The sequence below is a fragment of the Serratia sp. OS31 genome (genome assembly GCF_014164835.1).
In the GTDB taxonomy this organism is placed as follows: Bacteria; Pseudomonadota; Gammaproteobacteria; order Enterobacterales; family Enterobacteriaceae; genus Serratia; species Serratia liquefaciens_A.
This window is the reverse complement of the sequence record NZ_JACJFQ010000006.1, coordinates 102,985-116,740: the sequence shown is the minus strand read 5'-3', so window position 1 is coordinate 116,740 and position 13,756 is coordinate 102,985. Positions and strand designations below refer to the sequence as shown.

General features: G+C 56.5%; 11 protein-coding genes. 5 read left to right on the top strand and 6 right to left on the bottom strand.

Going from position 1 to position 13,756, the window contains the following annotated elements:
* Positions 1-6 precede the first annotated feature (6 nt).
* The 3 genes from degS to zapG all read right to left on the bottom strand — a co-directional run bounded on the left by degS (position 7) and on the right by zapG (position 3,129).
* Positions 7-1,065 (bottom strand): outer membrane-stress sensor serine endopeptidase DegS, encoded by a 1,059-nt coding sequence (gene degS, locus H5P17_RS07690; protein ID WP_044553661.1) that lies wholly within the window; start codon positions 1,063-1,065, stop codon positions 7-9.
* A 96-nt stretch (positions 1,066-1,161) separates the two neighbouring features.
* Positions 1,162-2,532, bottom strand: a complete 1,371-nt coding sequence (gene degQ / locus H5P17_RS07685) for a serine endoprotease DegQ (protein WP_182822168.1) — start codon at positions 2,530-2,532, stop codon at positions 1,162-1,164.
* Positions 2,533-2,727: 195 nt separating this feature from the next.
* Positions 2,728-3,129 (bottom strand): Z-ring associated protein ZapG, encoded by a 402-nt coding sequence (gene zapG / locus H5P17_RS07680; protein ID WP_020831844.1) that lies wholly within the window; start codon positions 3,127-3,129, stop codon positions 2,728-2,730.
* 231 nt (positions 3,130-3,360) lie between these two features.
* Here zapG and zapE point away from each other — a divergent pair, with 231 nt between their 5' ends.
* The 5 genes from zapE (at position 3,361) to sspB (ending at position 7,080) form a co-directional block, all read left to right on the top strand.
* Positions 3,361-4,488, top strand: a complete 1,128-nt coding sequence (zapE, locus tag H5P17_RS07675) for a cell division protein ZapE (RefSeq protein ID WP_182822167.1) — start codon at positions 3,361-3,363, stop codon at positions 4,486-4,488.
* 274 nt (positions 4,489-4,762) lie between these two features.
* On the top strand, positions 4,763-5,191 hold the full coding sequence (gene rplM / locus H5P17_RS07670) for a 50S ribosomal protein L13 (RefSeq protein WP_020831840.1): 429 nt from the start codon (positions 4,763-4,765) through the stop codon (positions 5,189-5,191).
* A gap of 15 nt (positions 5,192-5,206) precedes the next feature.
* Positions 5,207-5,599 carry a 30S ribosomal protein S9 gene (rpsI, locus tag H5P17_RS07665; RefSeq protein ID WP_020831838.1) on the top strand — a complete coding sequence of 131 codons (393 nt, stop codon included), beginning with the start codon at positions 5,207-5,209 and terminating at the stop codon, positions 5,597-5,599.
* Positions 5,600-5,935: 336 nt separating this feature from the next.
* Positions 5,936-6,577 carry a stringent starvation protein SspA gene (sspA, locus tag H5P17_RS07660; RefSeq protein ID WP_012147043.1) on the top strand — a complete coding sequence of 214 codons (642 nt, stop codon included), beginning with the start codon at positions 5,936-5,938 and terminating at the stop codon, positions 6,575-6,577.
* 5 nt (positions 6,578-6,582) lie between these two features.
* Positions 6,583-7,080 carry a ClpXP protease specificity-enhancing factor gene (sspB, locus tag H5P17_RS07655; protein ID WP_044553654.1) on the top strand — a complete coding sequence of 166 codons (498 nt, stop codon included), beginning with the start codon at positions 6,583-6,585 and terminating at the stop codon, positions 7,078-7,080.
* 66 nt (positions 7,081-7,146) lie between these two features.
* Here sspB and H5P17_RS07650 read toward each other — a convergent pair whose 3' ends face one another.
* The 3 genes from H5P17_RS07650 to gltB form a co-directional block, all read right to left on the bottom strand.
* Complete coding sequence (locus H5P17_RS07650) at positions 7,147-7,626, bottom strand: hypothetical protein (protein ID WP_044553652.1); 480 nt, start codon at positions 7,624-7,626, stop codon at positions 7,147-7,149.
* A gap of 171 nt (positions 7,627-7,797) precedes the next feature.
* Positions 7,798-9,216: a glutamate synthase small subunit gene (locus tag H5P17_RS07645; protein WP_044553650.1), complete on the bottom strand. Its 1,419-nt coding sequence runs from the start codon at positions 9,214-9,216 to the stop codon at positions 7,798-7,800.
* An 11-nt stretch (positions 9,217-9,227) separates the two neighbouring features.
* A complete protein-coding gene (gltB, locus tag H5P17_RS07640) occupies positions 9,228-13,688 on the bottom strand; it encodes a glutamate synthase large subunit (protein WP_182822166.1) in 4,461 nt (1,486 codons plus the stop codon).
* Positions 13,689-13,756 lie beyond the last annotated feature (68 nt).

Below are 13,756 nucleotides of genomic sequence, written 5' to 3'. Positions count from 1 at the left end.
GCCTTTTTAATTATTGTCTTCCGGGAATTCACCCACGGTCATCTTCAGCGTGATGCGTTTGCCTTCGCGCAGGACCACCACCGGAATTTCCGTACCCGGGCGTATCTCGGCCACCTGATCCATGGTCTCCAACACCGATATCGCAGGCTTGTTGTCCACGTTAATGATCACGTCGTTAATATGGAAACCGGCGTTGCCTGCCGGCCCGCCCTGAGTAATTTCAGTCACGATAATGCCCTGCAGGCGATCGATACCGGAATTGGACGAGCGCAGCGGAATAATCTCTTTGCCCTGAATACCAAAATAACCCCGAATGACGCGGCCGTCGCGGATCAGCTTGTCCATAATCTTGGTGGCCAGTTCGATGGGAATGGCGAAGCCCAGGCCTTCCGGCGTTTCACCGTCGGTGATTTTATCGTAGGTCAGGGTATTGATGCCGATTAACTCGCCCAGGGAGTTGACCAAAGCACCGCCCGAGTTGCCGCGGTTAATCGAGGCATCGGTCTGCAGGAAGGTCTGGCGCCCGGTGGTGCTCATACTGATACGGCCTGTGGCGCTGAGGATCCCCTGAGTCACGGTCTGGCCGAGGTTATAAGGGTTGCCAATCGCCAGCACGACGTCACCCACGTGCGCGGTGCGCGCGTTATTAATCGGGATCACCGGCAGGTTGCCCTGATCTATTTTCAGCACCGCCAGATCGGTCAGGCTGTCTGAGCCGACCAGCAGCGCCTCATAGCGGCGACCGTCCTGCACGACCACGGTAATTTGTTGCGCATCCTTGATCACGTGTCGATTGGTCAGGATATAGCCGCGTTCATTCATGATCACGCCAGAACCCAGCGACAGCACGTTGGCGGTGCCGTTCATGTTGCGGTTGTAGATATTGACTACGGCAGGCGCGGCACGTCGCACCGCCTTGTTGTAACTGACGGGCGTTTCATCACGGGTATTATCATGTTTTTCTGCGAACAAAGCATTGGAAGAACGTAGCACGGGCAAAGCAACCAGCAGCAGGCCGGCAACGATTAGACCAATAACGACGGAGCGCAAGAGCTTAGCAAACATGGAGTTTTAGTACGTGAGATGAAAGATACCGGGAGGATAACATGAGAATACCGGGCGCAGTATGTCACCGCGCCCGGTTTTTAAACAAATATACGATCAGCGCAGCAGCAGATAAATGGTTTCGCCGCCGCGCACGATGTTCAGCGCCATGACCGGTGGTTTGGCCTCAAGCACCTTGCGCAACGCCGTGATGTTCTCAATTCGCTGGCGGTTGACGCCAATGATCACATCGTCTTTCTGCAGCCCGATTTGTGCAGCCGCAGAGCCTTTATCCACTTTGTCGATCTTCACGCCTTTTTCACCGCTTGGGATTGCCCCGTTGCTGAGTGAAACCCCCTGCAGGGCTGGGGAAAGCGTTTCGGCATTGGTTGAGGCGCTTTCGCTGTTATCCAGCGTAACGGAAACTTCCTGCGGTTTGCCGTCGCGCAGCAGGCCGACCTTGATGGTTTTCCCCGGTGCGGTGGTACCGACCTTGGCGCGCAGTTCGGCGAAACTGCTGACGGGCTTGCCGTCGACCGAAACCAGGATGTCGCCGGCCTTGATACCCGCCTTGGCCGCGGCGGATTTCGGTAGCACCTCACTGACGAATGCCCCGCGTTGCGCGTCGGTATTAAAGGCTTTGGCCATATCAGCCGTCATTTCACTGCCTTTAATGCCCAGCAGCCCGCGTTTCACTTCGCCAAATTCTATCAACTGCTGGCTGAGGTTCTGCGCCATGTTGCTCGGAATGGCAAAACCGATACCGACGTTGCCGCCGCTTGGCGCCAAAATGGCGGTGTTGATGCCGATCAGCTCACCATTGAGGTTAACCAGTGCGCCACCGGAGTTACCGCGGTTGATGGACGCATCGGTCTGAATAAAGTTTTCCAACCCTTCCAGGTTCAGGCCGCTGCGGCCCAAGGCGGAAATGATGCCGGAAGTGGCGGTTTGGCCCAGGCCAAACGGGTTGCCGACGGCCACGGCGAAATCGCCGACCCGCAGTTTATCGGAGTCCGCTATTTTGATAGCGGTCAGGTTTTTCACGTCGTTGAGCTGCAGCAGGGCGATATCGGACTGTTCGTCACGGCCTACCAGCTTGGCATCTACTTCACGGCCATCGTTCAACTGCACGCTGATTTTGTCGGCATTGTTGATCACGTGGTTGTTGGTCAGCACATAACCCTTGGCGGCGTCGATGATGACGCCGGAACCCAAGCCTTCAAACGGGCGTGAGCTTTGTTGTTGCCCAGGGCCGCCTGGGCCAAAGAAGCGTCTGAACTCCTCCGGAACTTGCTGGCGCTGTACCTGGGTTCCTTCAACATGCACGCTGACCACTGCGGGCAAGACCTTCTCCAGCATCGGCGCCAGGCTTGGCAGCGGCTGCCCCTGAACGGCGACGGGCATCGCGGCGGTGGCAGCCGGTACGGAGGTCAGTGTGAGGCCAATACTCATTGCCAATGCACTAAGAATTAACGACTTTTTCTTCATTGATAATAGCTCTCTCAATACCTGCCGGTGGAATAGTGATGATAAAGCAGCAGCAATACCATAGTGAAGGGTAAGACCGTGAATTTGCGTGAAAAGTTCACTCAATCGTCAGCGTTAAGGATAGCTCAGTGCAGGGGAATAAGTATGAGGGGGATCAAAAACCCGTGGGGCTGGCCCACGGGCGAAGAACGGCTTTTAGTCGCGACGTGGACGTTCGCCACGCAGCAGGCCTGATGCACCTTCGGAGTAGTCGCGCGGCATTTCTACCGGCGCCTGGTCGTTATCCGCTTCGGCTTCGGTCAGGCGATAGCGGAACGGATTTTCCTGCATCGGCAGATCCGGCAGCAGGTTGTTGGAGCTTTTCGCCATATGCTGATACAACTGGCGATAATCGCGTGCCATGTTGTCCAGCAGCTCGGCGCTGCGGGCAAAGTGACCGACCAACTCCTGACGATACTCTTCCAGCTCGGTTTTGCTCTTATCCAACTCGTTCTGCAAAACTTGTTGTTGACGTAATTTACGGTTACCAAAACGCATCGCTACCGCACCAATGACGATACCGACCACCAAACCAATCAGCGCATACTCCCAGGTCATGATGACTCCTATTTTGACTTCGTTGTTCCGCAGGGATTTTTCACTTAATAATATCCACTATAACCGTTAACCTTGTCCGAGTGGAATCCTGATGAGCTTTGACCTGATTTTTGCAGGGTTTTCAGCGCCGCTCAGAGTGGGCATTTGTGGCGATATGAGGGCTAACCGGCCGTAATATGTCGCGAAAATGGGCTAAATAATTTCTAAGCGTTCTTAGGGAACATCGAACAGATGCAGGCACAATCACCGTTATCACGCTACCAGCGGCTGCTTGCTGCGGGGGAATACCAGGCCGATGAGGTTCAACGCCAGGCCGTGACTCAGCTGGATCATATTTATCAGGCCTTGCAGCAAATACCGGTTGCCAGTGCCCCGGTCGGCGGTCTGCGCGGCAAGCTGAGCCGTCTGCTGGGTAAAAGCAGCGAAACGGCAAAACAGCGCCCGGTACAGGGCTTATATATGTGGGGCGGGGTCGGGCGTGGCAAAACCTGGCTGATGGATATGTTCTTCCACAGCCTGCCGGGTGAGCGCAAGCTACGGCTGCATTTCCACCGATTCATGCTGCGGGTGCACGAAGAGCTGACCGAATTACAGGGGCAGGAAAACCCACTGGAAATCATCGCTGATGGGTTCAAGGCGCAAACCGATGTGCTGTGTTTCGACGAGTTCTTTGTTTCAGACATCACCGACGCCATGCTGCTGGCGACGCTGTTACAGGCGCTGTTTGCCCGTGGCATCACGCTGGTCGCTACCTCCAATATTCCGCCGGACGATTTGTATCGCAACGGTCTGCAGCGCGCGCGCTTCCTGCCGGCGATCGATTTGATTAACGAATATTGCGATGTGATGAACGTTGACGCCGGCATTGATTATCGTCTGCGCACCCTGACTCAGGCGCACCTGTATCTGACGCCGCTGGATGAACAAACCCGACAGGCCATGGACCAGATGTTCGTGAAACTGGCCGGCAAGAAAGGCGAAGCGGCACCGGTATTGCAGATCAATCACCGGCCGCTGCAGGTTATTCACGCGGTAGACGGCGTGCTGGCCGTAGATTTTCACACCTTGTGCGAGGAAGCACGCAGCCAGCTTGATTACATCGCCTTATCGCGCCTCTACCACAGCGTTATCCTGTATAATGTGCGCGTGATGGGGCCGCTAAAGGAAAATACCGCACGCCGCTTCCTGGCGTTGGTGGACGAATTTTACGAGCGCCACGTTAAGTTGGTGATCGCCGCCGAAGCCTCGATGTTCGAGATTTACCAGGGCGAGCGGCTGAAGTTCGAGTACCAGCGCTGCCTGTCACGCCTGCAGGAGATGCAAAGCGAGGAGTATCTCAAGTTGCCGCATCTGCCGTGATTGCCCGGGGGCGCTACTGCTGGCGCCCCGATTTTCCGCTGCTGGCGATTAATTGCGTTTCCATTCAAAAAGCGTTCGATCTTTGTGAGCTACTTCTCTATAATCTTGCGACCCCACGTTACAACAAAGTTTTTTTTCCCAAAAACTTTATAGTGCCGGCAATGGCTATTCGAAGGGGTAGGTTTGCTGGACTTGTATGGTCGTGTGAGCCTCAACTGTTTTCGAGCGTTTGGGTGTTCACCAACGTGTAACTAATTATTGGGTAAGCTTTCTAATGAAAACTTTTACAGCTAAACCAGAGAGCGTTCAACGCGACTGGTACGTTGTTGATGCAGATGGTAAAACTTTAGGCCGTCTCGCTACTGAACTGGCTCGTCGTCTGCGCGGCAAGCATAAAGCGGAATACACCCCGCACGTTGATACCGGTGACTACATCATCGTTCTGAACGCAGAAAAAGTTGCTGTAACCGGCAACAAGCGTACAGACAAGGTGTATTACCACCACACCGGCCACATCGGTGGTATCAAGCAAGCGACCTTTGAAGAGATGATTGCCCGCCGTCCTGAGCGCGTGATTGAAATCGCGGTTAAAGGCATGCTGCCAAAGGGTCCGTTGGGTCGTGCAATGTTCCGTAAACTGAAAGTTTACGCGGGCAACGAGCACACTCATGCGGCACAGCAACCGCAAGTTCTTGACATCTAATCGGGATTATAGGCAATGGCTGAAAATCAATACTACGGCACTGGTCGCCGCAAAAGCTCCGCCGCTCGCGTTTTCATCAAGCCGGGCAGTGGTAACATCGTAATTAACCAGCGCAGCCTGGAACAGTACTTCGGTCGCGAAACTGCCCGCATGGTAGTTCGTCAACCGCTGGAACTGACTGACATGGTTGGTAAATTTGACCTGTACATCACCGTTAAAGGTGGTGGTATCTCTGGTCAAGCTGGTGCTATCCGTCACGGTATCACCCGTGCACTGATGGAGTACGACGAGACTCTGCGTGCAGAATTGCGTAAAGCTGGCTTCGTCACTCGTGACGCCCGTCAGGTTGAACGTAAGAAAGTCGGTCTGCGTAAAGCACGTCGCCGTCCGCAGTTCTCCAAGCGTTAATTTTTTACTGCTACGGCAGTGGAATTTACGCCAAAAACCCGGTGCTTCACCGGGTTTTTTTATGCCTGAAAATCACGTTGCTGCTACTAAAATCTTTGGTATATCAGACAATTCAATACGAATTCGCCGCACAGCCCCCACAAAACAAGCAAAATCTGGTAAACTATCATCCACTTTTGCGCCTGTTCGCCATGCAGCAGTTATCAGTTTACCTCCGAGGCCGGTTTTATGACCTAAGGTTTAGCTGCGAGTTGCTGGCCTGCGGTCAAGATCATTCAGGATAGCAGCCTGTCAGTGGGCTATTCGCAGTATTTTCTAGATAACTTGGAGGTTTTCATGGCTGTCGCTGCCAACAAACGTTCGGTAATGACGCTGTTCTCTGGCCCGACCGACATTTTTAGCCATCAAGTACGTATCGTACTGGCGGAGAAAGGTGTCAGCGTCGAGATTGAGCAGGTTGAGTTGGATAACCTGCCGCAGGATCTGATTGACCTCAATCCGTACCAGACGGTGCCTACGCTGGTCGATCGCGAACTGACCCTGTATGAATCCCGTATCATCATGGAATACCTTGATGAGCGCTTCCCGCACCCGCCGTTGATGCCGGTTTATCCGGTCGCGCGTGGCGAGAGCCGCCTGATGATGCTGCGTATCGAGAAAAACTGGTATTCGCTGATGTACAAAATCGAGCAGAGCAACGGCCAGGAAGCTGAATCAGCTCGCCGGCAACTGCGCGAAGAGCTGCTGGCGATTGCCCCTATCTTTGGCCAGACGCCGTATTTCATGAGCGAAGAGTTCAGCCTGGTGGATTGCTACCTGGCGCCGCTGCTGTGGCGTTTGCCGCAGTTAGGCATTGAACTGAGCGGTGCTGGCTCCAAAGAGCTGAAAGGCTACATGACTCGCGTGTTCGAACGCGATGCCTTCCTGGCCTCCCTGACCGAAGCCGAGCGCGAAATGCGCCTGCAGACTCGGGGCTAAGCGTCATGGATATGTCTCAGATGACCCCACGCCGTCCGTACTTGCTGCGGGCGTTCTACGACTGGTTGCTGGACAATCAGCTAACACCGCACCTGGTGGTAGATGTGACGCGTCCTGATGTGCAAGTGCCGATGGAATTCGCCCGCGATGGACAGATTGTTCTGAACATTGCGCCGCGTGCGGTGGGCAATTTGGAACTGGGCAACGACGAAGTGCATTTCAACGCACGTTTCGGCGGTGTGCCGCGTCAGGTTTCCGTGCCAATGGCAGCCGTGCTGGCGATCTATGCGCGTGAGAACGGTGCAGGTACCATGTTTGAACCGGAAGCCGCTTATGAAGTGGAAGGCACGTTTGAAGGCCTGGACAATGAGACGATCCCATCGGAAAGCCTGATGTCGGTGATTGATGGCGATCGGCCGGATCTGAGTGAAGATAACGATTCGGACGATGAACCGCCTCCGCCGCCACGTGGTGGCCGCCCGGCACTGCGCGTGGTGAAATAACCCCGCGGTAGTGAGCATGAAAGGTCGCTTCGGCGACCTTTTTTATTGCCTGCGATCCAGCTTGGCTTAGCTTTTCAATGAGGCGATACAGGCGTCACGTGGTGCACTGAGGTCGCCGATACGCACGGTGGTGAGTGCATGGGTGGCGCGCTGCTTGAACGTGGTGATAGCGGTATCGCCTTGCACTTCCGGCGGCGCGGTACAGATATCGTTGATCGGTAAGTTGTTGCCTTTGTCGAGAGCATGCAGCACCGCCGCGGGGTTATAGACCAACGCGGAAGACAGGGCTGACTTCACGCCGGCGGTAAAGGAGGCATTGCCGCCGTTGGCCAGTTTAGGGGCCAACGCGATCCAGTTATCGTCGCCCAGTTTGATATTTTTTTCTACCGCGGCAAGCTGGCCTGCTTTAGCCAATTGAGCGACCACCGACGCCGCACCGCGTGCCTCAATGTTGTAACCCACTTCCTGAGAGTCGAGCGACATGGCCAGTGAATTGAAGCTGACAACCAGCAGTGCGCCGGTCAGTAAGGGAAAGGAGAATTTCATGGTTAGCTATCCTTATCAAGATATCAGACGCAGCAGCGCCCCTGAGTGATGCTAACTCAATACTATAGCGCGTTGGGTTAAAGGGGGTGTTACAAAGCGTGTGGGCAGCAGTGAAAAAACAAAGGCCCGGCAGTTTTGGCTGCGGGCCCTTGGGGGGAGGTCAGCGGAAGATTACACTTCCAGATAGCTCATGATGCCATCGGCGGCTTTACGCCCCTCGGCAATCGCCGTGACCACCAGGTCAGAACCGCGAACCGCATCGCCACCGGCGAAGATTTTCGGGTTGCTGGTTTGGAAGGCATTATCCGTGCTCTCCGGTGCCACGATGCGGCCTTGCTTGTCGAGTTCGACGTCGTGGGCAGCCAGCCAGTCCATCTGGTGCGGACGGAAACCAAACGCCATGACCACAGCATCGGCATCGATGACGTGCTCGGAGCCTGGCACCTGTTCTGCAACCTGACGACCATTGGCGTCTGGCGCACCCAGTTGGGTACGAACCATTTTCACACCGGCGACGCGGCCGGCGCTGTTCAGTTCGATGCTCAGCGGCTGCAGGTTGAATTTGAAATCAACCCCTTCCTCACGCGCGTTTTTCACTTCGCGCTTGGAGCCTGGCATGTTGGCTTCATCACGACGGTAGGCGCAGATAACCTCGGTGGCGCCCTGGCGGATAGAGGTGCGTACGCAGTCCATCGCGGTATCACCGCCGCCCAGCACCACGACGCGCTTGCCTTCCATGCTGACATACGGCTCATGCTGCTCGGCTTGATAACCCATCAGCTGCTTGGTGTTGGCAATCAGGAACGGCAATGCGTCGTAGACCCCCGGCGCGTCTTCATTCTCCAGGCCACCGCGCATCGACTGATAGGTACCGACACCAAGGAACACCGCGTCAAACTCACTCAGCAGCGTTTCCATGGCGATGTCTTTGCCCACTTCAGTGTTGAGCTGGAATTCAATGCCCATCTCGCTGAAGATGCCACGGCGCTTCACCATCACTTCTTTTTCCAGCTTGAAGGCCGGAATGCCGAAGGTCAGCAGGCCACCGATCTCGGGATGGCGATCGTAAACCACCGCTTTCACACCGTTACGGGTCAGCACATCGGCACAGGCCAAGCCGGCAGGACCGGCACCGATGACCGCCACCCGTTTGCCGGTAGGCAGCACATGGGACATGTCCGGTTTCCAGCCCATTTCGATCGCTTTATCGCTGATATAGCGCTCGATATTACCGATGGTCACCGCACCGAACTCATCGTTGAGGGTACAAGAGCCTTCACACAGGCGATCCTGTGGGCAAACGCGGCCGCAGACTTCCGGCAGGCTGTTGGTCTGGTGCGCCAGATCCGCCGCCTCCATGATGCGGCCTTCATTCGCCAGCTTCAGCCAGTTCGGAATGTAGTTATGAACCGGGCATTTCCATTCGCAATAAGGGTTACCGCAAGACAGGCAGCGGTCCGCCTGCGCTTTCGCCTGAGTTTCCGAAAACGGCTCGTAAATCTCTACAAACTCAATTTTACGGATCTTCAGCGGTTTCTTTGGCGGATCAACGCGCTGCAGGTCGATAAATTGATAAACATTCTGACTCATTTAATGACCTCTTACTGCGCCTGAACCCGCAGCTCGGCTGCGGAACGACTACGGTGACCCAACAATGCTTTGACATCACTGGACTTCGGCTTGACCAGAGCAAACTTCGGTGCCCATTCCGGCCAGTTGGCCAGGATCTCTTCCGCACGCGAAGAACCGGTCGCCTGCACGTGCTCGGTAATCAATCCGCGCAGGTGCTCTTCATGAATTGCCAGTTGGTCGACATCCAACACTTCCACCAGTTCTGGGTTCACACGTTTACGGAACTCGCCGTCTTCATCCAACACGTAGGCGAAGCCGCCGGTCATGCCCGCACCAAAGTTGATGCCGGTTTTGCCCAACACGCAGACGATGCCGCCGGTCATGTATTCACAACCGTTGTCGCCGATGCCTTCTACCACGGTGATGGCACCGGAGTTGCGTACGGCGAAGCGCTCACCCGCACGGCCCGCAGCGAACAGCTTGCCGCCGGTAGCGCCGTACAGGCAGGTGTTGCCGATGATGCTGGCTTCATGACTGCGGAACGCGGAGCCAATCGGTGGACGCACGGCGATACGGCCGCCGGCCATGCCTTTGCCGACGTAGTCGTTGGCGTCGCCGGTCAGGGTCAGTTCTACGCCGCCCGCATTCCATACGCCGAAGCTCTGGCCGGCGGTACCGGAGAAGTAGGCCTTGATCGGATCGGCCGCCATGCCCTGGTCGCCGTGCACGGTAGCGATGGCTCCGGACAGGGTAGCGCCGACAGAGCGGTCGGTGTTGCGGATATCGAAGTAGAAGGTTTTGCTGCTTTTCGCTTCAATATGCGGTTCCGCCTGCGCCAGCAGATCCTTGTTCATCAACCCTTGGTCGAACGGTGGGTTACTGCTTTCGGTGCAATGCAGCGCGTTGCCCGGATGCGGCGTGGCGGTTTTCAGCAACGGCGACAGATCCAGCTTGTTCTGCTTGGCGGAGATACCGTCCAGCTCGGTAAGGAAATCGGTACGACCAATCAGATCCACCAGTTGGCTGACCCCTAATTGCGCCATGATCTCGCGGGTTTCGCGCGCGATAAACTGGAAGTAATTGGTCACGCGTTCCGGCAGGCCGTGGTAATGATCGCGGCGCAGTTTTTCATCCTGAGTTGCCACGCCGGTTGCGCAGTTGTTCAGGTGGCAGATACGCAGGTACTTACAACCCAGCGCCACCATAGGACCGGTGCCGAAGCCGAAGCTTTCCGCACCCAGAATTGCCGCTTTAACGATATCCACGCCGGTTTTCAGGCCACCGTCCACCTGCAGGCGGATTTTATGGCGCAGGCCGTTGGCCACCAGCGCTTGCTGGGTTTCTACCAACCCCAATTCCCACGGGCAGCCGGCATATTTCACCGAAGAAAGTGGGCTGGCGCCGGTACCGCCGTCGTAGCCGGCAATGGTGATCAGATCCGCATAGGCTTTTGCCACGCCGGTCGCGATGGTGCCCACGCCCGGTTCGGAAACCAGCTTCACCGAAATCATGGCCTTCGGGTTGACCTGTTTCAGGTCGAAGATCAGCTGTGCCAGATCTTCAATCGAGTAGATGTCGTGGTGCGGTGGCGGCGAGATCAGCGTCACGCCCGGTACCGAATAACGCAGCTTGGCGATATAAGGGGTGACCTTATCCCCCGGCAACTGGCCACCTTCACCCGGCTTGGCTCCTTGCGCCACTTTAATTTGGATCACATCGGCATTCACCAGATAAGCCGGCGTCACGCCGAAACGGCCGGATGCCACCTGCTTGATGCGCGACACCTTATTGGTGCCGTAGCGGGCCGGATCTTCACCACCTTCGCCGGAGTTGGAGAAACCGCCGAGGCTGTTCATGGCAATGGCCAAGGACTCGTGCGCTTCAGGGCTCAGGGCACCGATGGACATCGCCGCGGTATCGAAACGTTTGAACAGCGACTCGGCAGGTTCAACCTGATCAACCGGAATTGGCGTGCCCTTCGGCGTGATGGCCAACAGGTCGCGCAGCATGGCCACCGGACGCTCGTTCACCAGCTTGGCATAAGTCTGATAGTCGCTGTACTTGCCGCTGTGCACTGCCGTTTGCAACGTGCTCACCACGTCAGGGTTGTACGCATGGTACTCGCCGTCGTGGACGAACTTCAGCAGGCCGCCCTGTTCCAGCGGTTTACGTTTCAACCACGCACGCTTGGACAGGTTCTGCAGATCCTGTTGGATGTCGCTGAAGCTGGCACCGCCGATGCGGCTGACCACGCCCTGGAAACACAAATCGGACAGATCGCGGTGCAGGCCGACGGCCTCGAACAGTTTGGCGCAGCGGTAAGAGGCGATAGTAGATATGCCCATTTTGGACATGATCTTGTACAAGCCTTTATTGATGCCGTTACGGTAGTTCAGCATCACTTCACGGTATTTCTTGTCGATTGCCTGGGTATCTACCAACTTGGCCAGCGTTTCGTAAGCCAGGTAAGGGTAGACCGCCGTCGCACCAAAGCCTAACAGTACGGCGAAATGGTGCGGATCGCGGGCACTGGCGGTTTCAACAATGATGTTGGCATCGCAGCGCAGGCTTTTCTCGACCAGACGGGTCTGGATCGCACCGACGGCCATTGGTGCAGGCACCGGCAGGCGTTGGGGGGTGATGGCACGGTCTGACAGCACCAGCAGCACGGCACCGTCGCGAACTTTACGTTCCGCTTCGTCGCACAGCGAACGGATGGTCTGTTCCAGATCCTGCTCCGCCGGATCAAAGGTCAGATCGAGCGTGTCGGCCCGATAGTATTCGCCTTCCAGCGTAGTGAGCTGTTTGAAATCGGAGTACAGCAGGATCGGCGATTTAAAGCTTAAACGGTGTGCCTGGCCTTCGGCCTCGCAAAACACGTTCATTTCACGGCCGATACTGGTGGCCAGCGACATGACGTGCGCTTCGCGCAGCGGATCGATAGGCGGGTTGGTCACCTGAGCGAACTGCTGACGGAAATAGTCATAGATGATGCGTGGGCGGCTGGACAGCACGGCAAAAGGGGTATCGTCACCCATTGAGCCGGTAGCTTCCTGGCCAATCTCGCCCAGCACACGGATCACCTGATCCAGTTCTTCGCTGCTGTAGCCGAACTGTTTCTGGTAAGTCTCGAGCTGCGAGTCGTCGAGCTCACGACTGCCGACCTGATCGGCCGGCAGGTCTTCGAACGGCACCAGCCGCTTGACGTTCTTTTCCATCCACTCCTTATACGGGTGGCGGCTTTTGAGATCGTCGTCGGTTTCGGCAGAGTGCAGGATCTTGCCGCTGCGGGTATCGATCACCATCAGCTCGCCAGGGCCCACGCGGCCTTTCTCTACCACTTCATCCGGCTGGTAATCCCAGATGCCGACTTCAGAGGCACAGGTAATCAGCTTGTCTTTGGTGATGACGTAGCGTGCCGGACGCAGACCGTTACGGTCCAGGTTACAGGCGGCGTAGCGGCCATCGGACATCACAATACCCGCAGGGCCGTCCCACGGCTCCATGTGCATCGAGTTGAAATCGAAGAAGGCGCGCAGATCGGTGTCCATATCTGGGTTGTTCTGCCAGGCCGGCGGAACCAGCAGGCGCATGGCGCGGATCAAATCCATACCGCCAGCCAGCAACAGCTCCAGCATGTTATCCAGCGAGCTGGAGTCGGAACCGGTTTCGTTAACGAACGGCGCTGCCGTTTGCAGATCCGGGATCAGCGGCGTCTGGAATTTATAAGTACGGGCGCGGGCCCATTGGCGGTTGCCGGTGATGGTGTTGATTTCGCCGTTGTGCGCCAGATAGCGGAACGGCTGCGCCAGCGGCCAGCGCGGTACGGTATTGGTGGAAAAACGCTGGTGGAACAGGCAGATGGCCGACTCCAGACGCAGGTCCGCCAAATCAAGATAGAAACGGGGCAGATCCGCAGGCATGCACAGGCCTTTATAGATCGTCACCAGATTCGAAAAGCTGCAAACATAGAAGCTGTCGTCCTGGACGCGCTTCTCGATACGGCGACGCGCGATAAACAGGCGGCGTTCCATATCGCGTGGACGCCAACCGGCCGGGGCGTTAACGAAAATCTGTTCAATACGCGGCAGGGAGGAGAGGGCGATTTCACCCAAAACGTCCGGGTTGGTCGGCACTTCACGCCAGCCAACAACCGACAGCGTTTCGTTCTGCAGCTCTTCTTCTACAATGCGGCGGCTGGCACGGGCTTCCTCTTCGTTCTGGCTGAGGAACATCATGCCAACGGCGTAGTTCTTGGCTAAGCGCCAGCTGCGCTCTTCCGCCACCATGCGGAAAAAGCGGTCGGGCTTTTGTAATAACAGGCCGCAACCGTCGCCAGTCTTGCCGTCAGCAAGGATTGCGCCACGGTGCTGCATGCGGGCCAGTGCGTGAATAGCGGTACGCACGACCTTATGGCTAGGTTCGCCTTCTATGTGGGCGATCAGGCCGAAACCACAGTTGTCCCGCTCTTGGGATTTATCGTACAACATATCAGTGAACCTCCCCAGGCTCTGCGTGACTCTCACAACCGACTCACGAGCGGGCTTCTCAACGTCAG